At 49.5% G+C, this 24,017-nt stretch carries 22 protein-coding genes and 1 pseudogene; 5 read left to right on the forward strand and 18 right to left on the reverse strand.

Annotated elements, in window-relative coordinates; all coding sequences use genetic code 11:
* Positions 1-6 precede the first annotated feature (6 nt).
* The gene (locus tag ACAN55_RS02565; protein ID WP_379127677.1) at positions 7-2,229 is read right to left on the reverse strand and encodes a LuxR C-terminal-related transcriptional regulator; all 2,223 of its coding nucleotides are present in this window, start codon (positions 2,227-2,229) and stop codon (positions 7-9) included.
* A gap of 141 nt (positions 2,230-2,370) precedes the next feature.
* On the reverse strand, positions 2,371-3,114 hold the full coding sequence (locus ACAN55_RS02570; RefSeq protein ID WP_379127681.1) for an IclR family transcriptional regulator: 744 nt from the start codon (positions 3,112-3,114) through the stop codon (positions 2,371-2,373).
* Positions 3,115-3,394: 280 nt separating this feature from the next.
* Between ACAN55_RS02570 and ACAN55_RS02575 the strand changes: the two genes are divergently transcribed.
* Both ACAN55_RS02575 and ACAN55_RS02580 read left to right on the forward strand, forming a co-directional pair.
* Positions 3,395-4,426, forward strand: a complete 1,032-nt coding sequence (locus ACAN55_RS02575) for an alpha/beta hydrolase (RefSeq protein ID WP_379127684.1) — start codon at positions 3,395-3,397, stop codon at positions 4,424-4,426.
* Between the two features lie 149 nt (positions 4,427-4,575).
* Positions 4,576-5,724, forward strand: coding sequence for a Fe-Mn family superoxide dismutase (locus ACAN55_RS02580; protein ID WP_379127687.1), 1,149 nt, complete (start codon positions 4,576-4,578; stop codon positions 5,722-5,724).
* A gap of 62 nt (positions 5,725-5,786) precedes the next feature.
* Here ACAN55_RS02580 and ACAN55_RS02585 read toward each other — a convergent pair whose 3' ends face one another.
* The 7 genes and pseudogenes from ACAN55_RS02585 to ACAN55_RS02615 form a co-directional block, all read right to left on the reverse strand.
* Positions 5,787-6,257, reverse strand: a complete 471-nt coding sequence (locus ACAN55_RS02585; RefSeq protein ID WP_379127690.1) for a hypothetical protein — start codon at positions 6,255-6,257, stop codon at positions 5,787-5,789.
* Positions 6,254-7,033 carry a hypothetical protein gene (locus ACAN55_RS02590; RefSeq protein WP_379127693.1) on the reverse strand — a complete coding sequence of 260 codons (780 nt, stop codon included), beginning with the start codon at positions 7,031-7,033 and terminating at the stop codon, positions 6,254-6,256. The genes ACAN55_RS02585 and ACAN55_RS02590 overlap by 4 nt, the downstream gene beginning before the upstream one ends.
* A 245-nt stretch (positions 7,034-7,278) precedes the next feature.
* Positions 7,279-7,872 carry a GTP cyclohydrolase I FolE gene (gene folE / locus ACAN55_RS02595; protein ID WP_379127697.1) on the reverse strand — a complete coding sequence of 198 codons (594 nt, stop codon included), beginning with the start codon at positions 7,870-7,872 and terminating at the stop codon, positions 7,279-7,281.
* A 55-nt stretch (positions 7,873-7,927) separates the two neighbouring features.
* Positions 7,928-8,176 carry a YneF family protein gene (locus tag ACAN55_RS02600; RefSeq protein WP_379127700.1) on the reverse strand — a complete coding sequence of 83 codons (249 nt, stop codon included), beginning with the start codon at positions 8,174-8,176 and terminating at the stop codon, positions 7,928-7,930.
* 114 nt (positions 8,177-8,290) lie between these two features.
* A pseudogene (gene queG / locus ACAN55_RS02605) lies at positions 8,291-9,460 on the reverse strand (tRNA epoxyqueuosine(34) reductase QueG); the annotation flags it as partial.
* A gap of 25 nt (positions 9,461-9,485) precedes the next feature.
* Entirely contained in the window at positions 9,486-10,094 is a 609-nt protein-coding gene (lepB, locus tag ACAN55_RS02610; protein ID WP_379127703.1) for a signal peptidase I, read from the reverse strand.
* Between the two features lie 166 nt (positions 10,095-10,260).
* Positions 10,261-10,680 carry a GNAT family N-acetyltransferase gene (locus ACAN55_RS02615; RefSeq protein ID WP_379127707.1) on the reverse strand — a complete coding sequence of 140 codons (420 nt, stop codon included), beginning with the start codon at positions 10,678-10,680 and terminating at the stop codon, positions 10,261-10,263.
* A 444-nt stretch (positions 10,681-11,124) separates the two neighbouring features.
* On the opposite strand from ACAN55_RS02615, the gene ACAN55_RS02620 reads away from it, so the two are divergent.
* Positions 11,125-11,733 (forward strand): superoxide dismutase, encoded by a 609-nt coding sequence (locus tag ACAN55_RS02620; protein ID WP_379127710.1) that lies wholly within the window; start codon positions 11,125-11,127, stop codon positions 11,731-11,733.
* A gap of 212 nt (positions 11,734-11,945) precedes the next feature.
* Here ACAN55_RS02620 and mutY read toward each other — a convergent pair whose 3' ends face one another.
* Positions 11,946-13,169, reverse strand: coding sequence for an A/G-specific adenine glycosylase (mutY, locus tag ACAN55_RS02625; RefSeq protein WP_379127713.1), 1,224 nt, complete (start codon positions 13,167-13,169; stop codon positions 11,946-11,948).
* A gap of 70 nt (positions 13,170-13,239) precedes the next feature.
* Positions 13,240-13,632, reverse strand: coding sequence for a holo-ACP synthase (gene acpS / locus ACAN55_RS02630; protein WP_379127716.1), 393 nt, complete (start codon positions 13,630-13,632; stop codon positions 13,240-13,242).
* A 185-nt stretch (positions 13,633-13,817) separates the two neighbouring features.
* Here acpS and ACAN55_RS02635 point away from each other — a divergent pair, with 185 nt between their 5' ends.
* Positions 13,818-14,651 carry an alpha/beta hydrolase family protein gene (locus ACAN55_RS02635; protein WP_379127719.1) on the forward strand — a complete coding sequence of 278 codons (834 nt, stop codon included), beginning with the start codon at positions 13,818-13,820 and terminating at the stop codon, positions 14,649-14,651.
* Between the two features lie 121 nt (positions 14,652-14,772).
* Here ACAN55_RS02635 and nadE read toward each other — a convergent pair whose 3' ends face one another.
* The 3 genes from nadE to ACAN55_RS02650 form a co-directional block, all read right to left on the reverse strand.
* Positions 14,773-15,582 (reverse strand): NAD(+) synthase, encoded by an 810-nt coding sequence (gene nadE / locus ACAN55_RS02640; RefSeq protein WP_379127722.1) that lies wholly within the window; start codon positions 15,580-15,582, stop codon positions 14,773-14,775.
* Between the two features lie 111 nt (positions 15,583-15,693).
* A complete protein-coding gene (locus ACAN55_RS02645; RefSeq protein WP_379127725.1) occupies positions 15,694-16,128 on the reverse strand; it encodes a BrxA/BrxB family bacilliredoxin in 435 nt (144 codons plus the stop codon).
* Between the two features lie 105 nt (positions 16,129-16,233).
* A complete protein-coding gene (locus ACAN55_RS02650) occupies positions 16,234-17,952 on the reverse strand; it encodes a two-component system sensor histidine kinase NtrB (RefSeq protein WP_379127728.1) in 1,719 nt (572 codons plus the stop codon).
* Positions 17,953-18,122: 170 nt separating this feature from the next.
* On the opposite strand from ACAN55_RS02650, the gene ACAN55_RS02655 reads away from it, so the two are divergent.
* Positions 18,123-19,397, forward strand: coding sequence for a BaiN/RdsA family NAD(P)/FAD-dependent oxidoreductase (locus ACAN55_RS02655; protein ID WP_379127730.1), 1,275 nt, complete (start codon positions 18,123-18,125; stop codon positions 19,395-19,397).
* Between the two features lie 103 nt (positions 19,398-19,500).
* On the opposite strand, the gene ACAN55_RS02660 is transcribed toward ACAN55_RS02655, so the two are convergent.
* The 4 genes from ACAN55_RS02660 to ACAN55_RS02675 form a co-directional block, all read right to left on the reverse strand.
* Positions 19,501-20,757 (reverse strand): ABC transporter permease, encoded by a 1,257-nt coding sequence (locus ACAN55_RS02660; protein ID WP_379127733.1) that lies wholly within the window; start codon positions 20,755-20,757, stop codon positions 19,501-19,503.
* Positions 20,754-21,506, reverse strand: a complete 753-nt coding sequence (locus ACAN55_RS02665) for an ABC transporter ATP-binding protein (RefSeq protein WP_379127737.1) — start codon at positions 21,504-21,506, stop codon at positions 20,754-20,756. The genes ACAN55_RS02660 and ACAN55_RS02665 overlap by 4 nt, the downstream gene beginning before the upstream one ends.
* Before the next feature lie 94 nt (positions 21,507-21,600).
* Entirely contained in the window at positions 21,601-22,554 is a 954-nt protein-coding gene (locus tag ACAN55_RS02670; RefSeq protein ID WP_379127739.1) for an alpha/beta hydrolase, read from the reverse strand.
* A gap of 149 nt (positions 22,555-22,703) precedes the next feature.
* Positions 22,704-23,996: an MFS transporter gene (locus ACAN55_RS02675; RefSeq protein WP_379127741.1), complete on the reverse strand. Its 1,293-nt coding sequence runs from the start codon at positions 23,994-23,996 to the stop codon at positions 22,704-22,706.
* Positions 23,997-24,017 lie beyond the last annotated feature (21 nt).

Genomic DNA, 24,017 nt, shown 5'->3' on the forward strand with positions numbered 1-24,017 from the left:
CAACTGCTAAATATCCTGCCGGTCAGAGCTGAGGATTCTTTTATAGATAATTGCAATAATCTGCGAGCGGTCCGTTACCTCCATCTTGTCAAATATACGGCTGATATGGTTCTTGACGGTATGTTCGCTGATAAATAAAGTGTTCGCAATTTCCTTATTCGTCTTCCCGAGAATAATCTGCTCCAGCACTTCCTCCTCACGGGGAGAAATGCCCCATTCTGCTTTTGGCGATTTCAATGCGGCACTGTTTAATGGTCTGATCGTTGAAACAGGATGATTACCGGGGAGTGACCGGGACTGGCTCTGTAAAAATGACTGGAACGACGAGAGCAGCTCTTCATCAATCCGAGTAATAACACCTAAATCCATCGTGTACCTATCCAGTACCACCCACTGCTGCTGCGTGCCGCCAAGCTTGCTTTTATCCACTGTCTTCGCTGTATGATGCAGTACAAGCGCCAGGATCTGAGCCGATTCGGATAGAAAGGGTTTATCCATTAACACATTGTAGGCAGATAATTGGTCAATTTGCCGGAGCAGGGCCAATTCTTCCTTATAGAATCCGCATTCTGTCAGAAAATCCGTCTTAAAAGGAGCCAATAAGCTGGCCCTGCGAACACGCTCGGACTCTTCTTCAGCCAAGCCAGCAAATCGCGCAAAATCAAGAGCTTTGTATGAAGCCTCCAGGGATACACACTGTAATTCACTGTTGACGTTCTGCAGATAATGGCGGACATGAGTCAGAAAGGCTTCAGACTGCTTTCTAGATTGGGTATTCTTATCCATAAGGCAGATCGCGCTGCTAGCCACGCTGGCAATGGTTTCAGTAAAGGTGAGCCAATGATCTGCTTCGCTCCGTCTCTGGAATCCTATAGACAATACCCCATGCAGCTCATTCTCAGCAATTAACGGGCACTCCAAGAGAATCTGGTTGCCTACGGATTCATTCAGCACAGCAGAGTAGATGAACGTCTGGTGGTAATAACGAGCCCGCAGCTCATTGACATATATGACCTCTGCGTTTGGAGTCCATCCCCTCGCAAAGTATGTATTCCCTGCCTGAGCTTTATCCTCAAGAAGGACGAGTACCGAGGAGGGATAAAAGGGCATACCCATAACGACATCCAGTAATTGCATTCCAAGCTCTTGAATGGACAATGCCTGCGGCAGCATCTTCGAAGCTTCCTTAAGTCTAAGAACTCCTTCATTCCCCATCTCTTCCCGCCGTTGAAGAAGCTCAATCTTTTCGGAGATCCCCAACAGCGAAGCTGCCATCTGCTCCTGCTGTTCATATTCCTGATACTGCTCATGTTCCGTTAAGCCAATTGCCACGAGGAGTGCTCTTTTATCTTTGCTGATTGTGACCGGGTAACAGGTAATAAATTCCGGGCGCGTCATGCCGCGTTGTGTGAAAAACATGCTGCGCGGGTCCTGAGCCATATCACTCCAATGCCTGGATTCACTATTTAAGACTGCTTGTCCCAGGAACCCCTCACCTTGCCGAAAAACAGCATTCAGCAGCAGCGCAGCCTCTCTCCCGGATGCATACTTCACCTTAAAATACCCTTCTTCCGTCTCCTTGGCAAACGCATACAAATCTGCTGCCGAGGGGGTACCCGCCATTTGTTGGAGCACTTCCTCAATGGTCAAACGTCCTTTTCCCATATGAATGAGAAGCTGCGAAATTAACCTGCTGCTTTTTTGTGTCTCAGGTTTCAGGGCCCAACCCGTCAACAACTTGCATAAAATACTTCCGAGAACCCCGACCTTCTCCATAATTGAATGAACCCGGCTCCGGTTGAATTCAGTCATGGCCATCAGTTCCGCTTGCAGCAACCCATAGTCGGGATGACCTTTCATTTTTTGCTCAAAAGCATGCAGCACTAGCTCCTTCGTGCCTTCCTCCATATACATTCCTGACCATAAAAAATACATTTGCCCATACTCCGGGATAAGCGGTTGAATAACGTACTTGAGACCGGGAATCCAGTTATCCATTACAACCTGATGTGATAATACTCCCGATTTGCGTAGTGCCGGCTCAAACGGGCGGTTCAAGTGCTGCAGAGAATGAAGAATCTTCTGGTAAAGCATCCCCTCCACTGAAGGACGGGTAATGATTTCTCCTTGTTGATTCGTAAGTACCATAGTCTGATTTGTGACAGCGCCGAACGTATCCTGTAGCTGCTGAATCTCCCCGAGCAGTGAATCCGGTACTACAGCTCCCATCCAATCACCTCATACTCCGGAATGAACCACATATAAAATATGAAAAATATTGGTACTATTGTTTTTTTATAATAGTTCATTCTTAAACCATATTCAATTATGAGAAACTGCGTACAGTCAAATATCGCAAAATAACATCATTTAAGCCATCATCAGTCCCATCTCGCCAGCAGCTTCTGTCAAGACATCCGAATATTCCACAAGCGTCTCCTGGGACAACCGGCTCACCGGACCCGAAAGAGACAGCGCAGCTACCATTGTTCCGCTCCGACCGAAAATCGGCACGGCTACCGCTGCCGCACCGGGCTCACGCTCCTCAAAACTGGTTGCATAACCACAGCGCCGGATTTCCTCCAGTTGTTCGCGGTAGCTTGTTCTATCCACATTCTCCGGCCAGGAAGGGTCATTCAGCAGCTTGCCCTGTATCTCCGGCGGAGCATATGCCGCAAGCACTTTGCTGGAAGCACCTACGGAGAGAGGCAGCCGGGCGCCGATTTGAGCAACCCGACGGATGGCCTGACGGCTCTGGACTGCCTGGATCCGCACACGCTCCAAGTCGTCGCGCAGATATAGACTCACCGTTTCACCCAATCTGTCGCGGAGACGTTCCATCGCCGGAAGCAGCAGTGCCGCGGGCTCATCCAGGGTTGGCAGATGGGTGGAGAGCTCCCAGATCCGAATGCCGAGACTATACTTCTCCGTAGCTTGGTTCCTTAACAGAAATCCCTTCTCCTCCAGGGTGGTCAGCAGCCGGTGGACCGTACTCTTGTGCAGCCCAATCTGGGAAGCAATCTCCGTAAGTCCCAAATCATTGTCCTTTGTAAAACAAAGTAATATATCAAGTGCCCGTTCTACAGCGCGCACAGTCAGTTTGCGATCCTCCATAGCAATCTCCCCTTCGCGTTTCACCAAATGAAACCCTGTTACATTTTAATTACCTTTATATTAGTGTAAAACTCTGCAGAAAGTCCAGTACCTTCAGTTGCGCGGAAATGCCTGGTACACACTTTACAGTTACATTACAAAAGTCCTGAATTCGTTGACTTTGCAAAGGCATGAACATACGATTAAAAAGTAGAGACCTAAGCTTATGCTTCCGATACGAGTTTTGCTTCGAAGTTGATTCAGGAAGCTAATACTACACAAACCTTTTAGGAGGGACACCATGGATCTGGCAACCACACGCACCCGTACACCGGTCTCCCGTCAGCCGATAAAGCGAACTTCGGAGGAATTCCCGCAGCTCAGCGTGGGTAGAATTCGCTTCAAACATATTGCACTTTCTTTATTGCTCTCTGTCTTTTTCTTCTTTGTATTCTGCTTTATTTCACTGCACGCCTATATCGTCTGGGTATTATCCAATCCGGCTGTTGCCCCTCTCTACTCCAATCCTACGTTAGCCAAGGGACTTGAATACGAGGAAGTAACCTTCCGGGCTTTTGACGGTAGCCGGACCATGCAGGGCTGGTACCTTCCCGCAGAAGGGTCCTCCAAGACCATTGTGTTCAGTCACGGCTATGGTGCCAACCGAGAAGAAACCTGGGTACCGATGTACGATTTGGCGCATTATGCCCACCGTCTGAACTTTAATGTGGTGATGTTTGATTACGGCTTTGCTTCAGAGACCAACAAGACTCTGGCTACCGGCGGTAAAAAAGAATCCCAGCAGCTGCTGGGGGCCATCCAGTTCGCCAAGGAGCGAGGAGCCAAGGAGATCGTGGTCTGGGGCTTCTCCATGGGTGCCGGAACGGCATTGCAGGCCGGGCTTGTATCGAAGGATGTCGATGCCATGATACTGGACAGCACTTTTTTGCTGGAACCGGATACGCTGTATCATAATATTCATCAAAATATCAATCTGCCGCGCCATCCGTCCCTGGAGATTATGGAGATGATCTTCCCGGTTCTAAACGGAACGGCCATTGAGCAAATTCCATATGCAAAGGTCAAGAAAGAGGATTACCCCTTCCCGGTTCTCTTTCTGCACGGGACGCTGGACGAAAAAGCCCCCTACCCGATTGCTGAAGAGCTGGCAGCGAACCAAAGCAATCCGTACTCAGAATCTTGGATTATCGAGGGCAGTCATCATGAACTGCTATTCCGGGAACACCCCCGTGAATATCTGCGCCGCGTCTCTGCTTTTCTCGGAAATGTACAGTTATTCAAGGCATCGGGTATGGAACAGACCACTCCTTGATACATCGTATAAAAGCTTCGTAACAAAGCCGCTTCCCGGAAGTAATCTCTGAGGAGCGGCTTTTCTGCGTCCAATCCAAAGCCTCATAAGACCTTGTTCTTGTTCATATAAATAACTGTTAAAGACAAATCATGGGAGGGCTTTGGAAAATGCTATATGTCTATGGGCCGTTAATGCCACTGCGCATTCTGGAGGAAATTGTTTTTTGGAAAACCCAGGAGAAGGAACATACCGCCGTAATCAAAGCACTGCTCCCTAATCTTGAGGAGCCCTATGTAAAACTGCTGGAGAAATGGGCTATCGTCTTCGGGGCTACTGAGGATGCCGCAAGAGTACTTCTAGAGGCTGCAATTAACCCTTCTCCTCCGGGTAATGAGGTGCTTCTGGCGGAGACCAGGCAGCTACTGCTTATTTCCTGTAATCAGTCCCATGAATTCATCCGCCAATTGTATGCCATGATGGAGGCCAGCGCCGCTGTTAAAGCCATGCCGCTAGCCGTAACCGTCCTGTTGCATATCATCCGCGAATCACAATATTTCCTTGATGTCCTGGAAGGCCTAACTTACTCTGAAATGCTGCGGCAAGTCATTCAGCGCTCGGCTGAGGCTGACAGAAGCAGCAATGAAGCTGAACTGCCGGATGTTGAACAACCTGTGGACAGGATTGAGGGTACAGTACCTATAGGGGGACACCAACTGCCCCCCTTGCCGTATCCGTATCATGCACTGGAGCCCCACATTGACGAGAAAACCATGAGAATTCATCACGATATACACCATCAGAGCTATGTGGACGGTCTGAACAAAGCGGAGGATAAGCTGGCCAAGTCCCGGAAGAACGGTAATTTCGACTTGGTGAAACACTGGGAGCGGGAACTCGCCTTCCATGGTGCCGGACATTACCTGCATACAATATTTTGGAACACTATGTCCCCCAAGGGTGATGGAAAACCGAAGGGAGCCCTGCTTGAAGCCATAGAACGCAGCTTTTGGAGCTATGATAAGTTCAAACAACAGTTCAGTGAAGCTGCCGAGAAAGTAGAAGGAGGAGGTTGGGCTATTCTGGTCTGGAGTCCGCGCAGTCATCGGCTGGAAATCCTTACAGCTGAAAAACATCAAAATCTGTCGCAATGGGATGTCATTCCCCTGCTCGTTCTTGACGTTTGGGAGCATGCCTATTATTTGAAGCATCAAAATAAACGTGGTGATTATATCAAAGTTTGGTGGAACGTGGTCAACTGGCCATATGTAGCAGAGCGTTATACTGAGGCAAGTAAACTTGTGTGGCAGCCGTTCTGATATTGAGATGCTATCCGGGCTTTGCCGAAGCAGAGCCCGGACATTAGGCAGATTACTAATAACTATGCTAATCCGGCAATATAAGGTGACAAAAGAATTACATCACTAGTGTTAATAGACTGTCCTATTGTAAACCCGGAAAGATTCTGTGATCTGAAATTGATTGGCGGTGCAACGATTCCCGATGTCCCTGTACTCCTGCCTCCCAGGTTCGAGCCATTAATTTGGTTATATACCGCCAAATGATAAACAATACTGTCTGAAAGTGTAAGTGGAGTCGTTAATGGTAGAATGAATAGGCCTGCTGTTAATGAAGTTGCTACTGTGGTCACACCTATAACGGTAGACTGTGATGAACTGGTAGGCTGTAGGACTGCCATTTGAAAAACACCGGTCGAGCCTAATTGAGTAACGTAAGCTGCCAGCCTGCTAATGGTTATTTGCTGTCCACTAAATGCCAAAGCACCAATAGCCTGGTTGTTTCCCCCGCTGGCATTAAAAGGAATCTGCGCATTCAGATCTCCAATCTTCAAGGTTTCAATAAATGCAGAGCCTGCCCCGGTTGCCCCAGTTGCCCCAGTTGCTCCAGTTGCTCCAGTTGCTCCAGTTGCACCCTGGATTCCTTGAGGCCCAAGAGCTCCTGTAGCTCCCGGTAATCCATAAGTCCCATTGCTCCTGTTGTTCCAGTAAGACCTGTTGCGCCCGTTGCGCCCGTAGCACCAGTAGCTCCCATAGTTCCCATTGTGCCCATAAGGCCAATAGATCCCATCACTCCTGTGGCCCCCATAATCCCTATACTTCCCATGAGACCAATGGACCCCATTGTTCCTGTTGCACCGGTGGCACCCGTGGCACCCGTGGCACCGATGTTCCCCATCAATCCAATGGATCCCATTGTTCCTGTTGCACCGGTGGCACCCATCATTCCGATGCTTCCCATAAGACCTATTGCCCCTGTAGCTCCTGTGGCTCCGGGAACACCCATAATCCCGATACTTCCCATAACTCCCGTGGCTCCGGTTGCACCCATAATTCCGATACTACTCACAATTGCACCCGTAGCTCCGGTAACCCCCATAAGCCCTATAAGATTCGTAAGTTCCTTGACACCTATAGCAATCGCTGAATTCTTGGTATTGCGGGTTTCGCCCTTGTCCTTGGTTCTTCTTTTACTCTTCACATCCCTGCCCTTTTTCGTGAAATTTTTATTCTTATATGCGGTTCCATAAAAAGCTGTATGCCTCACGCTCCCTTTTCTTATTTTTTTAGTTTTTAATTGTTCTATTTTCAACGCAGATGTCTTTGTCATGCTTCCCACCTCCTACGGTTAAGCCTGCATTGTTGACTTACAGGATATTTTTCCAATAGTTCGAGTTCCTGTATAACGTATGAGGGCAATTGTGGAAAGGCATAGACGCATGACTCGTTCATAAGAAAAGAAACCTAAAGATATTTTTAAAAAGCTGCGATTTCCTAAAAAACATAGTTAATTAGCCGCAATGCAAAAAAACCGACCTCGGAAAACCCCGAGACCGGTTTGGTTTAACTATTTCATTATTCCTTAATCAGGGCAAGAAACTCTGCCCGTGCGGCGGCATCTTCACGAAAGGTGCCTCTGGTCGCCATCGTTACTGTCTTGCTTCCAGGCTTCTTCACGCCCCTTGCGCACATACAAAGATGCTCACCCTCCACAACTACGATTACGCCGTGCGGGACAAGCACCTCGGTCATAATATCAGCGATTTGCGCTGTGATCCGCTCCTGCACCTGCAGGCGGCGGCTTACCGCTTCTACCAGCCGGGCCAGCTTGCTGAGTCCAGCAATCTTGCCGCTTGGGATGTAACCGATATGCACCTTACCGAAGAAAGGGGCCATGTGATGTTCGCATTGGCTGTAGTACACAATATCCTTTACGATCACCAGCTCTTCATGAGACTCATCAAAAGTCACGCCGAGCGCGTCCCGGGGATCTATGGAATATCCTCCGAAGATCTCCTCGTACATGCGCGTAACCCGCGCTGGTGTTTCGAGTAGCCCTTCCCGGCTGGTGTCTTCCCCGATTAACTCCAGTATCTTAGCGATGTGATACTCGATATGCTCACGGTTCACAGAAACCTTGCTGTTCACGTATTCCTTGACGCCCCCCATGAAACTTCCCCCTTCCGAAACCCGTTCACCAATCTATACTCTACCCATCTTATAGTTACTTGCCCTTACGTTTCTGGCCTTTACTTGGAGCTGGGCCACGGCCAGCCGGTTGATTCTTCAGCATTTGCTGTGCCCGCTGCATTTGTTTGCCATTCAGGTTGTAACCCATTTGTTTGGCAACCTTTTGAAGCATTTCCGGATCGTTCTGCATCGTTGTCATTTGTCTGCGCAGGTAATACACTCCGATAAAGAACCCGCCCAGCAGTCCCACGACCAACGTAATAATAGGAATCGCGATATCCATCTCAAGTCCACCTTTGTACTCTATTGTCTGCTATACCACAAGGCATGCGTTTCTATCATAGCATTTCAAGAACTGGACAGCAATTGGTAAAATTGCTGTCCTTTATATCAGCGCATCTTCAAGCTTATTCTCCGCTTCGTGAAGCATCTCCAGCACTTTCTCGTGCTCTTCCTTGCAGAGCGCCAGCTTCACCGCTGACAGTGCCTCCGGCCCGCCAATCCGCCCCAGCGCCCAGGCCGCAGTACCGCGCAGTTCCGGACGGGACTCATTCATCAGGATATCCTTAAGCTTCGGAATGGCTGCAGGCTCTTTGAAGTTCCCGAGGCCAATAATAGCATTCCGCTGGATCGGCATCTTGCCCCGCCATGCAGATGAGCTTGTACCGAATTTATCCTTGAACCCGCGATTGCTGAGATCAAGGATCGGCAGCAGCAGCGGCTTTGCGATCTCCGGATCGGGGAGAAGTTCCGGGCGATGATCCCAGTTCTTCCCCCGGTTGTGCGGACAGACGATCTGGCAGGTATCACAGCCATACAGCCGGTTCCCGATTTTCGTCATATAGTTATCATCCAGAAATCCTTTAGTCTGGGTGAGATAGGAGATACAGGCCTGTGCATTCAGCTCTCCGGGGCCCACTAGCGCACCTGTAGGACAAGCATCTATACATTTGGTGCAGTCTCCACAGCCCTCCTGTACAGGTGTATCCGAGGGGAACGGAATATTCGTAACCATCTCACCAAGGTAGATCCATGAACCCCACTTGGGAGAAATAATCGAGCAGTTTTTACCGCTGAACCCGATACCCGCACGCTCAGCTACTGCCCGGTCTACGAGTACGCCAGTATCCACCATACTCTCCAGTACCGCTTCAGGAACCCGTTCACGGATGTAATGCTCAAGCTTCTCCAGTGCCTCGCGCAGAACATGGTGATAATCCCTTCCCCAAGAAGCACGCGAGAGGATCCCTCTTCGCTCACCTGGCTCTGATTTAGGCGGCTCCTGCATTTTGGACGGGTAGGCCACAGCTATAGCAATTATAGACATAGGTTCTCCTGATTTCAGCGCAGGAACCGTTCTTTTATCGAGATCCGGCTCCTCAAAACCAGACTCATATCCCTTATCCCGATGATCCTGCAGCAGGCTTTTCAAAAAAAGAAACGGCTCCGCAGTAGCGAACCCGATATCATCAATGCCAAGAGATGGCGCAGCCGCCTTAATCTCGGACTTTAACTGATCCCACTTGGAAGGCGGGGGTTCATAGGATGACTGGTAACTGTTGTTCATTTCCGCCTTCTCCTTTTCTAGTACTTCATAGTGAATTCATCTTCGAAAACGGCCACCAGATGTATACCGCTTTACCTACAATTAACTCCTGAGCGACTGATCCGAAATAACGGCTGTCCTTGCTCTCACCAGCGTGGCGGTTATCTCCCATCACGAAATAACTCCCGTTCTCTACAATTAAAGGTGCAAAGTCGGAGTCTTCAATTTCCGTATCGATGTAAGACTCGACCTTTAGTTGACCATTCACGTACAGCTTATGATCCCGGACCTCAATCGTATCCCCGGGAATCCCGATGACTCTCTTGACCAGAAACTCTTTCCGCCCCACACCAGTGCTCGGATCATGAAGAACAATAACTTCCTCACGCCTGGGATTGGCGAACGATAATGTAATCTTATTTATGAACAGTTTCTCGCCTTCCCATAAGGTAGGCTGCATGGACTGTCCTTTCACAGTAGAGATATTAAATACAAATATATTAAGTACGGACATGATGGCAAATACGACAGCCGCAGTGATAATCCAATCTCTCATCTCCATCATCCATTTCCTGGCAGCTGTAGAACGGGTTCTAGAAGATCTGTACTTATCCTTCCGACTGCGCAAGTCTTCGACTTGAATACCTTCGTTCATGTTTCACCTTCTTATCGCATTAGTATTAACAGCGTATAACAATAGAAAAGCATATCTTCACGCCATTTGCAACGGCAACAGGAAGATATGCTTTAGTATAATGAAACAGACTGTACAGTCACTAGTAATCTCTATTTTTCCAAATGATTCCGCTTCCGCAGGTCGACTAACCAACAATACTAAGCTTACGAACGGACTTAAAAATTTGATCCTCGCCATACCCCATAGCTTCATACAGTGGAAGAACGGAGGCGCTATGCTCATCAACGGCAACGAATATACCGCTAACCTTACGAGCCTGGAACCTGCTCTCCATCGCATTCACGAGGCTTCTGCCAATTCCTCTGCGCTGATAATCGGGATGAACAGCAATCCGGAAGTAACAGCCATGGTTCTTTTCAATCGTGCCAATTAAGGCTCCGACGATTTCCCCTTCTTCCTCAGCAACTACAATTAAATCTGAGTCCCAAGACAGCTGCCTGGAGAAAGGCTCCATGGTACTTTCGAAACATTCTTCCGATAATGCGTTCTGCAGCAGTTCAGTCACTGGACTAACGTCGCTTAATTGAAAGGAACGAACGTGCATTCTTTAAAATCTCCCTTTTCTATGGCTTATGATTTTACAAAAAGAAGGGGTTCCCATAACACTTACGGAGACGAAAAAGCATCAAAAAACCAGGAATACCTGCTTTTAAATCTATTAAAGCACACTTTTCTCGTGATATCACGTTAATTCTTTTGTAAGCGCTTGATATGAACCGTTTTCATTGAACAATGTGTAACGTTTTCATTTTCAAGGCAGCGGTATGCATAAATTATGGTAAAAAGGGATATCTTGAAATGTTGACACTCCCTTTACAATTGACTGCGCTTCATTCGGGACCAAGGACTTTACAAACGTTTTAGTTTGTTTAATGTTGCAATAATGTTCCAGATACGGTTTAATGATAGTAGCAGCATGGTTACATATCCAATAGGTTATATTGGAATAACCTTTAAAAAATTAACTAAATTCAGGAGGGATTTTTCCATGGCATTTCAATTACCATCACTACCTTATCCGAACAACGCACTCGAACCACACATCGACGCTTTAACGATGGAGATTCATCATGACCGACACCATAACGCTTATGTGACTAACCTGAACGCCGCATTGGAAAAGGCACCCGAACTGCAGGACAAAAGCATCGAAGAGCTTCTGAGTGATTTGAATGCAGTACCTGAGGGCATCCGCACCGCAGTACGCAACAACGGCGGCGGCCACGCCAACCACACCCTCTTCTGGGAAGTTATCGGTCCGAACGGCGGCGGTGCTCCATCCGGGGCACTCGCAGAAGCAATCGACAGCGAGCTTGGCGGCTTCGACAAGTTCAAGGAAGATTTCGCTGTGGCAGCAACTACTCGCTTCGGCAGCGGCTGGGCATGGCTTGTGATCAAAGACGGCAAGCTTGCTGTTACCAGCACACCTAACCAAGACAGCCCAATCAGTGAAGGAGCAACACCACTCCTCGGTTTGGATGTATGGGAGCATGCTTACTACCTTAACTACCAAAACAAACGTCCGGACTATATCAAGGCGTTCTGGAATGTAGTGAACTGGGAAGAAGTCGGCAAACGTTACGAAGGCGCGAAATAATAAAGGGTTTGCTAATTAAAAGGGTATGCGGGCAGCCATGCAAATGGCAGCCTGCATACCCTTTATTCGTTTATCGGCACAATGCTGGCCTTGAACGGACAAACATCCCCCGCTAATCTCCCGCAGGTTATTCAACCTATGAATAGTAAAGCTCCTTAACTGTTCAGGGCGTTTATATGGCTTACACCGGCTTGGTAACTGTTGTATGCGGATTACCGCCCCAGTTCTTCCTGCTCATCAAAGTAGCTGTTCAGCAGCTTCAAAAACACATTGGGAAACGCGTACCCTGCCATGTCCTCCCGCGTGATCCAGCGTATCGCACCGCGGTCCGCCGGATTCTCTTCTCCGCCTTCGAAGAGCCCGACTTCAGGGCCATAGGCGCTCCGGCCTTCCGCCGCCAGCGGCAGCGGAGAGGCCTCCTCTTCCCTGCAGCGGTAGACCTGCAGGGTCCACACGATATGGCTGAACGTATGCTCAGCAGCCATCCAGTGCTCCTCAGGCCGGGCGGGAATCCCGGCCTGTACCAGCGACCGGCGCAGCCGGTCCAGCGCGGCGGCTCCTTCCGGCCGCGCATCCACAGCGGCGCCCGCTTCAGGCGCCGCAGGCCAATGCGGCAGCTCCCACATGCGGGCCAGGAGCCCGCTGGATGGCCGCTGCCGGATGAGCACCCGGCCCGCGTGGGCACCGCGGCCCTCCACCAGGGCGGCAAGCCGCTCTTCCGGGCGCGGCGGCTTAGCCTTGGTCTTCACGGGCAGCGAGGTCTCGCAGCCCGCAAGCCGCCCGGTGCAATGCTCCAACACCGGGCAAATCAGGCAGCGGGGTGATTTCGGGGTGCAGATCAGTGCACCAAGCTCCATCAGCGCCTGGTTAAAGTGAGAGGCTTCTCCCTCTGGGATCAGCTCTGCGGCCAACCGCTCCATCTTTACCCGCGTAGGCCCTTTGGCAATATCATCTTCGATCAAAAAATAGCGGGACAACACCCGCATCACATTCCCGTCAACTGCCGGTTCCGGGCGGTTAAAGGCAATGCTGAGGATAGCTCCTGCCGTATAAGGGCCAACCCCTTTTAAACCGAACACCGCATCGCGGTCATCCGGCACCTTCCCTCCATATTGTTCCTTCACCTGTCTGGCAGCCTGCTGCAAATTACGGGCACGCGAATAGTAGCCCAGCCCTTCCCAGCACTTAAGCACATCTTCCTCCGGAGCATCTGCCAGTGCCTCCACCGTTGGAAAGCGCTCGATAAAACGGTGGAAATAAGGGATGGCCGTATCCACCCTTGTCTGTTGGAGCATGATCTCAGAAACCCAGATATAATAAGGATTCCGGTGGCGGCGCCACGGCAGATCACGTTTCTGCTCCCGGTACCACTCCAGCAAATGACGGCTGAAATAGGCTTTTGATTCTTGTTGATCCTGCTGCTCTTGCTGCGTCATAAGTACACTCCTTGATCCCTGTAGGTTTCTTTATCTTCACCGCATCTCACAAACACTTCAGTGACTGTTGCTACTCTTGCTCCACAACCGCGAAGGCCGAGGCCAAATCCCGGTCATGTGTGATCGTAAGATGAATCCGGTAGGACCGGCCTTCCGGCAGATTCAAACGGGTCCAGGCCTCAGGGGTTAACTGCACCTCCGGCTTGCCTTGGTCATCCGGTAGAATTTCGATATCGGTGAAGCCTACTTTAAGTCCGATTCCGCAACCCAGTGCTTTAACAATAGCTTCTTTGGCCGAAAAGCGTCCTGCCACATACTCCGCCAGCCGCCGTTCCCGGAGTTCGCCAAGCATGATCTCCCGGGGCGTCAGTACGCGGGCAATAAATTTATCGCGGAGTACGCCTGACATTAAGGCAGAGACTCTTTCGATTTGCAGCACATCGTGTCCAATCCCGTATATCAAACTTTTACACTCCTCTCGGTAGTTATCCCTGAAACTTCAATATAAATGGTATACTAGCACTACAGGTTTGTAGTTATATCAGATACTTCCTGCTATCTTAAAAGAAATCAATGTGGAAGTCTATCCCGCCAGTGACATAACCACACCTCGATAAATCATTTTCCATATAAGAAAGGGGACCTCCGATGAATCGCAATTTTGAAATACCCGCCGGAACGGATGCTATACTGCGCTGCTCCCACTTCCCCGCTCAAAGCAAAGCCAAGAGTCTAATTGTCATTGCACACGGTTACAAGGGCTTCAAGGATTGGGGAATGTTTCCCTACACTGCAGCTTCCCTCTGCAGCGAGCATGAAGTCATTACCTTTAACTTCTCTCATGCCGGAATCGGAGAGGATCTTCAGAACTTTACCGAACTGGATAAATTCGCACGGAATACATACAAGCGGGAGCTCAAAGATCTGGAGATTCTTCTCTCTTACCTCAGCCAGCATCCCAAGTTTGGTGGACTTCCACTCTTCCTGCTCGGCCACAGCCGAGGGGCAGGAGACTGTCTTCTATATGCCCTGGAACATTCGGATGAACTGTCTGGAGTGATCTCCTGGAACGGCATAACCAACCTCGATTTGTTCACCGATGAACAAAAGCAGGAGATGAAAGAAAAGGGCCGCGCCTATGTGCTTAACGGCCGAACCGGCCAGCAAATGCCCCTAGATGCTATTATCCTGGAGGATCTCGATCAGCAGAAGGAGCGATATAATATTCTTAAAAGAATGGAAAACTCCCGGTTTCCGCTGGTCCTTATTCAAGGAACTCTGGACAGCCCGGGTCTGCGAAAGGGCTCGGAGCAGCTGATCGCGGTCAGACCTGATGTATCCTGGGTTCAAATCGCCGGCGGCAACCATACCTTCGGTTCTGTCCATCCTTTTGACGGCGCTACTCCAGAGCTGGACCGGGCAATTGCAGAAACCCGTGATTTCATTGATCAGACACTACGCTCTGGCTCACACTACATCTAACAACTATTAATCTCCAACAAAAACCGCCGGGATACTCCTGCTGTAACAGCAGACTATTCCCGGCGGTTTATTTATTCTGTAGCACAACCTGCCCTACAGTGTTCTATGAAGGATCGGCAGATTAGATACCCGGGATAACGTTCCGCTTATGCGCGGTTCTCCGGTAGAAGCTTTCGAGCTTCTCAGCCACTTCAGGGCTGATCTGCTTACCTTCCAGATAGTCACTGTTATCATCATATGTAATCCCGAGCTCTGTTTCATCGGTCTGACCGGGCCATAGACCTGCTGTCGGCGCTTTGGTCACAATATCCGCCGGCACTCCCAGATAAGCGGCGAGTTGACGGACCTGACGTTTATTAAGTGAAGTCAGCGGTGTAATATCTACGGCACCGTCACCCCATTTGGTATAGAATCCGGTAATGGCTTCCGAAGCATGATCGGTTCCTACAACCAGAAGATTGTTCTCAAAAGAGAGCGCATATTGCATCACCATGCGTGTTCTCGCTTTAATGTTACCTTTGCCCTGATGCGTCATATGACGGTGCTGTCCCAGCGCCTTAAGGCCGTGTTCCACTTCAAGGGCAATCTCATTGACAGCTTCTTCAATATTCGTCTCTACGGTATGGCTCAGCTCAAAGGCTTTGGCTACAGCATAACTGTGTTCGATATCCTCTTGAACGCCATATGGCTGGAATACGCCAAGTGTAATATACTCTTTGCCTTCCTCTGCTGACAGCTCGTCCGTTGCCCACTTGCACAGACCTGTTGCAACCGCACTATCTACACCGCCGCTGATGGCAATAAGCAATCCCTTTGCCCCGGCCTGCAATACATACGCCTTTAAGAAATCGACTCTCTTCCGTACTTCTGCCTCAACATCAATGGCTGGCTTAACGCCTAGGGCAGCAATAATTTCCTCTTGCAAGCTCACACACCACACCTCGTTTCATCAGTCTGAAATGTTCTTAAGCATCTTATATTTTCAAAAATCCCACAGACACCCGGGTTACCGAATGCTGCGGGATCGTATGCCTAACAGACATTATTGGCAAAATCGATTGAATACTTCCTTCAGCTCAGCAGCAATTTCAGCAGCCGAACGATTCTCAACTCCATGGCGTTCAATGAAGTGGATTAATTCCCCATCCTTCATCAGAGCAATCGATGGTGAAGACGGCGGGTACGGTGCGAAGTATTCGCGTGCTTTGGCCGTAGCTTCCTTCTCCTGACCTGCAAACACCGTGAACAAATGGTCCGGTGTAATCTCATTTTGCAGCGCCTCGGCTACTCCAGGACGACATTGCCCTGCAGCACAGCCACATACGGAATTCACTACTACAAGCGCTGTTCCCTTTGCAGTCGGGAGAGCAGCCTCCACCTCTTCTGGAGTAATCAGCTCCTGGAATCCAATGCTTGTCAGATCATCGCGCATCGGTTGAATTGAATCTCTCATATATTGATTAAAAGACATGGACATTATTCCTGCACTCTCCTTTACCCATTTATCAGTTTAGTTAACAGCAGCACTTACTAACTTAATTATACATTCATACTCTGTGAAAGCAAGAGTATGGGGCTGCACTCACTCACCAATAACATGGGTCAGTAACTCTTCCTGAATACATGGAAATGAAATAATAAATTCAGTTCCTTTACCTTCCTCTGAATTAACGATAATCTTCCCGTTGTGCCGCTCAACAATGCTAAGACAAAGGGAGAGTCCAAGTCCTGTTCCCTGATTTTTGGTTGTGAAAAAAGGCACAAACAATTTCTCTCTTTGAAGCGCAGAGATCCCCACACCAGTATCTCTTACAATTAGTTCCACAACATTCGGTATATGTCGTGTTTCGATTGTCAGCACACCCTTGGGACCCATGGCCTCCATGCCGTTGCGGCCCATATTTAGAATCAGTTGCTTGATTTCTCTTACATTTAACAGTAGCTCCGGAAGATCCGGGGCAAGTTTGATTTCAACGCTTTGTCCCCGAAGATTGGCATCGGCCCAGAGCAGCGGGCCCAGATCATCAATAATATGATCCAAGAGCACCTTCTCCTGCTGCGATATCCGACTTTGCGCCAGTGACAGGAAGTCGTTAATAATGCTATTAGCCCGATCCAGCTCTTCCAGTACAATTTGGTAATACGAGTCAAGGCTGGAAGGGCTTTTCTCCCTCATCAGTTGCATAAAACCTCTTACAACCGCCATCGGATTGCGGATCTCATGCGTTATTCCTGCAGCCATCTGTCCCACCAGTGTCAACCGTTCGACATTATCCAGCTCGCTGCGCATTTTCTCCTCTTCGGTCATGTCCTGAACCATGAGCAACATTCCTGCGGGCAGACCTGAGCCTCTATGTAACAATGGAGACGTATATACATGATAACTTTTCGACTGACAGCTGACTCGTATAACCGAACGTTTCTTATTCCGGATACTTTCTGCCAGCTGCTGAACAAACTCCTCATCCTTAGGGTACAAAAAAAGGCTGAGCGGTCTGCCCAAAATATCATTTTTGGTGTAAATGGGCTTGTGAGTGCCTATCAGATCCACCATTTGCTCATTAAGTCCGGTTATGATACCGTTCTCATCCAGCGATACTATACTTAATGGAATAACGTGAGTAATCTGCTGGAGTTTATCCGCCTCCCATTGGAATTCTTTAGATATTTTGTCCATTTGTATTTTGGTATGCAGCTTGTCCCAAGCTGTTTCTATGTAGTAGATTAATGTTGCACCTAGTATGACTGCAGAGAACCGGTAAATGGCTATGGTCATCATTTCGCTCGGAGTTGAGCAATAGGAATCGCCCTCTTCTACGAAGGAGAAAATCTCAAGCAATAGCATACTTGGAATAAGGGTCATCCACAGCATGCCTATTTTCTCCATCCATGTAGCTTTCTTAAAAGGGGCATTCAAACCAAACAGCATCGGGTAAATCAGCAGACCTGAATTCAACAACAGGTTACTTGCTCCTGGCTGAGGGGAGAAAAATGCAATGCATAGGAAAAACAATACAGCAATAGCTGTTGCCGAACGGTAGCTTCCATAGAGGATACCGATATAAGCCGGTAATATAGCTAGGTTAATATACGTTCCCCCAAAAAGCGTTGTCGATAAAATGGAGCACAGTACTACACTAAGCCCGCAACCCAAGATTAAAACTGTCTGATCATCCGGAAATCTTCCGTCCCTTCGTGTCATATAGCTTAATCCAAGTCTCCACTGAAACAATACAACAAAAAACCAAGCTGCCGATACTTGAAGTAGAATATCCTTAATCGCAGTAATAATAGAAATCACACCCCGAGCTGGACAAATTCTCCTTTATGTAAAGATTAAAGCACACCCGTTGATTTCTTACAACGACAACCCTCATGTCTATAAGTTTGGCGCCCCGCTCCCTGTAATGGTATGATGCCGATAGAGGTAATGAAACTTTTCTCTCTTTAAAGATGCAAAGGAGCACGAACATGAACAACTATGATGTAATCGTTATTGGCGGCGGTCCCTCGGGGCTAATGGCCAGTGTTGCCGCAGCAGAGCATGGGGCTTCAGTTCTGCTGGTGGATAAAGGCTCCAAGCTCGGCCGGAAGCTGGGAATCTCGGGCGGTGGCCGCTGCAATGTTACCAATATAAAAGAAACCTCTGATCTAATCTCACATATTCCGGGAAACGGACGTTTTCTGTACAGTGCCTTCGGGCATTTCGACAACCGGGATATTATATCTTTTTTCGAGGGATTAGGCATTGCCTTGAAAGAAGAAGACAACGGGCGAATGTTCCCCGTTACCGATAAAGCATCGAGTGTCGTTTCGACTTTGATCAGCAAGGTAAGAAGCCTGGGTGTGCAGATTATGACGGAAAGTCCAGTCCGCGAGGTACTGTATGAGAATGGTTCGGTGCGCGGAGTACTGCTGGGGTCCGGGAAAAAGCTAACCTCCTCTGCCGTAATTATCGCTACCGGAGGCAAGTCCGTACCACAGACCGGCTCTACCGGTGACGGCTACCCTTGGGCTGAACAGGCGGGACATACCATCACGGAGCTATTTCCGACTGAAGTGCCGATTCTTTCACGGGAACCATGGATACAGTCCGGTGAACTGCAAGGATTATCATTGCGTGATGTCACCCTCACTGTCTGGAATCCCAAAGGTAAAAAGGTCATCTCCCATCGCGGGGATATGATCTTCACCCATTTCGGGCTCTCCGGGCCGATTGCACTGCGCTGCAGCCAGTTCCTGCGCCAGGTTCAGCGCAAATCGGGAAGTGAAGACGTTCAAATGTCACTCGACTTGTTCTCTGATCTGAATCTTCAGGAAGTGGAGAAGCAGCTTCAGGACAAGCTGGATGCAGAACCTAAGAAGGCTATCCGTAATTCACTTAAGGGATTATTGCCTGAGCGTATGATCCCTCTGCTGCTTGCAAAAGTTGAACTTGATGGAGATATCACAGGGCATCATCTTCCGAAGAACAGCATTGCTGCACTAGCCGGCATTCTCAAACGCATGCCGATTCACGTGCACGGCACCCGCTCTCTTGCTGAAGCATTTGTCACCGGCGGCGGTGTCAACCTTAAAGAAGTGGATCCCGGAACGATGCAGTCGAAGCTTATGCCAGGCCTCTTTTTCTGTGGAGAAATTCTGGACATTCACGGCTACACCGGTGGGTATAACATAACTGCCGCTTTCTCTACCGGATATACCGCCGGTAAGCACGCCGCTGAGACAAGAAGCAGCCAGATATAGTGCCGAAACTGAAGTATCTTAAAAGACAAAAAACCAGCGGTACTCCCATGATGGGAGAATCGCTGGTTTCTTTTTCGGAAGAATGACGGTCTACTTCATCCGGTTATCTGCCAAGACGCATGGCGCTGAAAAGCCTGGATATCATAAAACCTCCGGCCACGCCTAAAGGAATAAACAGCACTAGCCCCCACCATTCATATAGTGAAATGCAGACTACGGCTGAGCATATAACCGAGAACGGTGATATCAGATAGGGGATGGTCCGGGCGCCAGCTTCCGCCTTTTGATCTTTGCTGAATGGAAGAATACCGATATATTCATCATTCACGAAGAGCAACCAGAAGGACGTCAGCCACCAGGACATCAGAGAAGCCAATACTATAAAGAGAATCCACTTCAGGAAAGCCGGTACAATGAAAATGGCAACCAGCGAAACACCTGTGAATTGAAGATATAGCTTCAAATGTCCAGGATTACGCACAAGCGCTTTAATGGAAGCAGCAGAAAGCCTGCTTTCAGGAAGCGTAGACGACAACAGCGGCTGTGATTTGCGGAATATCCACGGGCGGTATCTTGTTGGACGCGGTTTATCCAATACACCGCGGAGCAGCAAGCCGGCAATTCTCATCCGTTGCTTGTAGTCCTCCTTCACATCATTGATAAAGGTTCCCCGCAGGCGCAGACGATAAAGTATAGCCACTGCAGTTGTGGCAATGAAGACGGCGGTAACGGCCCATACCAGTACCGGATGGGTATCCCATAGCAGGGCAACCCGAACATAAACCGCAGAAGGCAGAGAGATTGCCGGGATCAGCCGGAGCCAGCGGCGCCAGCCCTGCCACTGCACTCTTACCAGATGTCCAAGAAGCTTCAGGCAACAGCCGCAAGCCAGTGTCAAAAGTAATAATGAAAGAGCATCCCCGCCTGCCAGTCCAAACCCCCGTATCAGGAAAGGAAGCAACACGGCATATACGGCGGCAATCTTCAAAGAGGTCACGATCAGGCTATAGATTAGACCCCGAAAGAGTATGGTATCAGTCCATTTCTGCCGCTGCCTCAGAAACATCAGATCTCCTTCCTGAAGCAGCAGCACTACCCCGCCTGTATTGATCAAAATTAGCAATAATGCCGTCACAAGACCAAAGGGAAGCACATCGAACCATCCGGGAAGGGGATCCTTCCAGAATCCGTAGTAGAACCGTCCGCCGAGCAGTCCACCCGGGATGATCAGGTAGAGCAGAACCGTCCAGTCTGCAGCCGTACGGATAATGGCGGATTGCTCACGCCAATGCGAGAACAGCCGTCTCCGGAAGAGACTTGCCGGTGACGGGAAAGCATAAGTTGATGTCTTCATACTCATGTTAATTCGTCGAAGCAATCAAAGAGCGACGCCTCCGGCAGACCCGCATGCGCGCGAATGCCTTCCAGTGTACCGGAAGCCGCAACCTGGCCACCGGAAATCAGCACAAACTGGTCACATATCTTCTCCGCGGTATCCAGAACATGCGTGGACATCAGCACTCCCGCTCCGCGCTTTCGTTCTGCCTCCAGAAGGCGTAGAAAATCTTTGGTTGCACGGGGGTCAAGCCCGATAAAAGGTTCATCTACAATATATACATCAGGCTGCACCAGGAAGCCGAGCATCAGCATCATCTTCTGTTTCATACCTTTGGAGAAGCCCGCCGGAAGATCATCCCGCACATCCTGCATCTTAAACTGCTTCAGCAGGCGTTCCGCGGTCTCCTGGAACTGCTTATACTCCAACCCATACGCGGCTGCAGCCAAATCAAGATGTTCCCATAGTGTCAGATCTTCATAGAACACCGGTTGCTCCGGAACATAAGCATATGATTTACTTTCTCCACCCAGCTGCACTTTGGCCTTGGCATGCTTAAGCAGACCTAGCATCGTCTTAATCGTCGTGCTCTTCCCTGCACCATTGGGTCCAATCAGGCCAAGCAGCTCTCCGCGTCTCACTTGAAACGAAATATCGAAAATCCGGGGATCGCCTGCCTCATACCCTGCCTCCTCGATGGAAACGTCCAGTACGATTTCTTCTTTATTGCCAGGCACCTCCAGATGACGCTGTCCTTCCACTTTCTCTTCCATTGCTCTCCATCTCCTAATCTCTTTACACTACCTTTAGAAATTATAACAGACCTTCCCGACAAGGGAAGGCCTATCTTAATCAGGTAGCATTCCATTACATTCCGGCATAAAAAAGCAGATAATCACTTTCATGCGCTTTCCAGTAAGCATCATCATGCCCACCCGGAAAAGCATGATATTCTACCGGAATATTTCTCGCCTGCAGCGCCTTGTACAGCTTCTCCGTTCCCTCATAGAATTTGTTGTTATCCCTGTCTCCGCAATCCAGATAGATCTTCATCCCCTGCAAATCTTCCGTGGCCGCCAGGCGGATGGGATCCCTTAGCTGCCGAGCCTCCTCTGAAGGATATAATGTGTAATGCTCTTCCGGAGCATTCGTCCAATCATCCAGCCAGAGTGCCGGACTATGCCCGCCAGCCTTGCTGAATACTTCAGGATGGATAAAAGCATTATGGAGAGCAGCCCAGCCGCCCATGGATAACCCCCCGATGTAACGGCTGTCCCTTGAAACATCGGTGCTGAAATGGTTATCAACGAATGTTACGAGATCTTTGGATATGTAGTCGCTGTAATAGCCTTTGATGCCGGAATTAAAGCCGAAGCTGTGGTCTATCTGAGGTGTCACCATAATGAGCGGCTTGATCTTGCCCCCGGCAATCAGCTGATCCGCCGTTTCGTTCATCCCCAGATCAGGCATCCACATCGTCTCTGTGCTGCCCAGCCCATGGATCAGGTACAGAACCGGATACTTCCTCTCCTCGCTGTACCCTTCCGGCAGGTAGATGTTAAATCTCATGTCCCGGTCCAGGGAAACACTGTGAAACGTAATCGTTTGGATCGATGATGAAGCCGTAGCGTTCTGTGTATTCACCGGTTCACTCGCCGGACTTGGTGAGTTTACGGAACTTGATGTACTTGTAGGACTTGGTGAGTTTACGGGACTTGCTGGTACGGTCGCCTTGTTGTCACCGGGTTTTTCGCTTGTACATCCCGAGACGATAACACCCAGCAGCAAAGTGTAAGCTATGGTTTTGCAGAGTACGTTCATCCTTATACCTCCTTCAGGAGAAGAATCAGCACCAAGGTGCTTCTCGCTTCTGATCTTCTCATAGGAGGCGGTAGTGCGACAGGTCAGGAATTATCCTTATCAGGCGTTATTCTACATGTGACGCAGAGTCTGATTTACTAATCTGACCCTTACGCTGCTTGCTGAGCTAGTAAAGCTGCCTCATCCATCCGCTCTATCCGGACACGCACGGTTAACAAGACCGCCCCCATCAGCAGCGTACCGATACCTGATAAAATAAAAGCTGCTATTGGCCCGGATGCCGTTACCAAAGCGCCCCCGGCAACAGGTCCTAAGATGACCGCTGCACTGGTAAGGCTGCCTACCGTCCCGAATACTCTGCCGGTATAGGCCTCTGGCGTCCGCTGCTGCAGCATGGATTGGAAAGGAATAAACGCCAACCCTGCGCCCGCTCCTGCCAGCAGGAACGATCCGAACAATGCGATATACATCAGCATTCCCGCCTCCACATAAGAGGTAACCATCCCGGCAGCCGCAAATACAGCTCCCATCAGCACAGCCCCGATCCCCATAAAGATCAGCGGACGACTTCCTCCTTTCAGCTTACTGACAAGCAGCGCGGAGAATAACGTTCCAAGACCGCTCGCGGCGACACACCAGCCGAGAAGGTTCCCATCGACTCCGGGAATCTCCCGGAACAACGTTACAATCTGAGAATCGGCGATTTGCAGCACCAGCAGCACACCGACCAGCATCGCAATGCCTGTCAGGATCGCCGGCATACTTGCAATGATTCGCAGGCCTTCTGCCATCTCCTGGCGGAAGGGACGGTGTGCCGTTTTTTCCGCCGCCTGATTTATTTGAAGCGTCTTCTTAGAACTCCGAGGGAGCGCGAGCAAAATCACCGCAGAAATCAGGTAACTTCCTGAATCAATCAAATAACATGCCCAGATGCCGAAGTTTGCAACCAGGAGCCCCCCGAGCGCCGGGCCTATAATCTTGGTCACTTGCTCAATGGAAGAGCTGAGCCCCATTGCGGTATCCATTTGAGAGGCAGGTACGATTTCCTTGATCTTCCCGCTTTTGGCCGGAGAGAACAGTACATCCAGTATTCCTTTGACCAGCAGCAGCGCATAGACCTCACCGAGCGATCCGGCGAAGACCAGACAGGCCACTACACCTGCCCGCAGCAGATCGGAGCCGATCATGATTGCCTTGCGGTTAAAGCGGTCACTTAAATATCCTGCGAACGGTCCGCCGAGTAGCATCGGCACAGCCATACATAAGGACACCGCTGTAATCTCCCATGGCGTAGCATTCCATTTCAGGCCGACCATCGTCAGCAAAGCCAAAATATGCAGCCAATCTCCAACGTTGGATATGAGCTGTGCCGCAATCAGCAGAATAAAGGGTCTGTTAGCAGTCAATCCGGGTTCCTGCACCACACTTTGATTATTTTCCATTTCTCGGCCACTCTCCTGTCT

The sequence above is a fragment of the Paenibacillus oryziterrae genome, assembly GCF_042610485.1.
Lineage (GTDB): Bacteria > Bacillota > Bacilli > Paenibacillales > Paenibacillaceae > Paenibacillus_AQ.

Coding starts and splice junctions, on each gene's coding strand:
- ACAN55_RS02565 (WP_379127677.1), bottom strand. CDS start 2,229: ATGGGAGCTGTAGTACCGGATTCACTGCTCGGGGAGATTCAGCAGCTA.
- ACAN55_RS02570 (WP_379127681.1), bottom strand. CDS start 3,114: ATGGAGGATCGCAAACTGACTGTGCGCGCTGTAGAACGGGCACTTGAT.
- ACAN55_RS02575 (WP_379127684.1), top strand. CDS start 3,395: ATGGATCTGGCAACCACACGCACCCGTACACCGGTCTCCCGTCAGCCG.
- ACAN55_RS02580 (WP_379127687.1), top strand. CDS start 4,576: ATGCTATATGTCTATGGGCCGTTAATGCCACTGCGCATTCTGGAGGAA.
- ACAN55_RS02590 (WP_379127693.1), bottom strand. CDS start 7,033: ATGACAAAGACATCTGCGTTGAAAATAGAACAATTAAAAACTAAAAAA.
- folE (WP_379127697.1), bottom strand. CDS start 7,872: ATGGGGGGCGTCAAGGAATACGTGAACAGCAAGGTTTCTGTGAACCGT.
- ACAN55_RS02600 (WP_379127700.1), bottom strand. CDS start 8,176: ATGGATATCGCGATTCCTATTATTACGTTGGTCGTGGGACTGCTGGGC.
- lepB (WP_379127703.1), bottom strand. CDS start 10,094: ATGAACGAAGGTATTCAAGTCGAAGACTTGCGCAGTCGGAAGGATAAG.
- ACAN55_RS02615 (WP_379127707.1), bottom strand. CDS start 10,680: ATGCACGTTCGTTCCTTTCAATTAAGCGACGTTAGTCCAGTGACTGAA.
- ACAN55_RS02620 (WP_379127710.1), top strand. CDS start 11,125: ATGGCATTTCAATTACCATCACTACCTTATCCGAACAACGCACTCGAA.
- mutY (WP_379127713.1), bottom strand. CDS start 13,169: ATGACGCAGCAAGAGCAGCAGGATCAACAAGAATCAAAAGCCTATTTC.
- ACAN55_RS02635 (WP_379127719.1), top strand. CDS start 13,818: ATGAATCGCAATTTTGAAATACCCGCCGGAACGGATGCTATACTGCGC.
- ACAN55_RS02645 (WP_379127725.1), bottom strand. CDS start 16,128: ATGTCCATGTCTTTTAATCAATATATGAGAGATTCAATTCAACCGATG.
- ACAN55_RS02655 (WP_379127730.1), top strand. CDS start 18,123: ATGAACAACTATGATGTAATCGTTATTGGCGGCGGTCCCTCGGGGCTA.
- ACAN55_RS02660 (WP_379127733.1), bottom strand. CDS start 20,757: ATGAGTATGAAGACATCAACTTATGCTTTCCCGTCACCGGCAAGTCTC.
- ACAN55_RS02665 (WP_379127737.1), bottom strand. CDS start 21,506: ATGGAAGAGAAAGTGGAAGGACAGCGTCATCTGGAGGTGCCTGGCAAT.
- ACAN55_RS02670 (WP_379127739.1), bottom strand. CDS start 22,554: ATGAACGTACTCTGCAAAACCATAGCTTACACTTTGCTGCTGGGTGTT.
- ACAN55_RS02675 (WP_379127741.1), bottom strand. CDS start 23,996: ATGGAAAATAATCAAAGTGTGGTGCAGGAACCCGGATTGACTGCTAAC.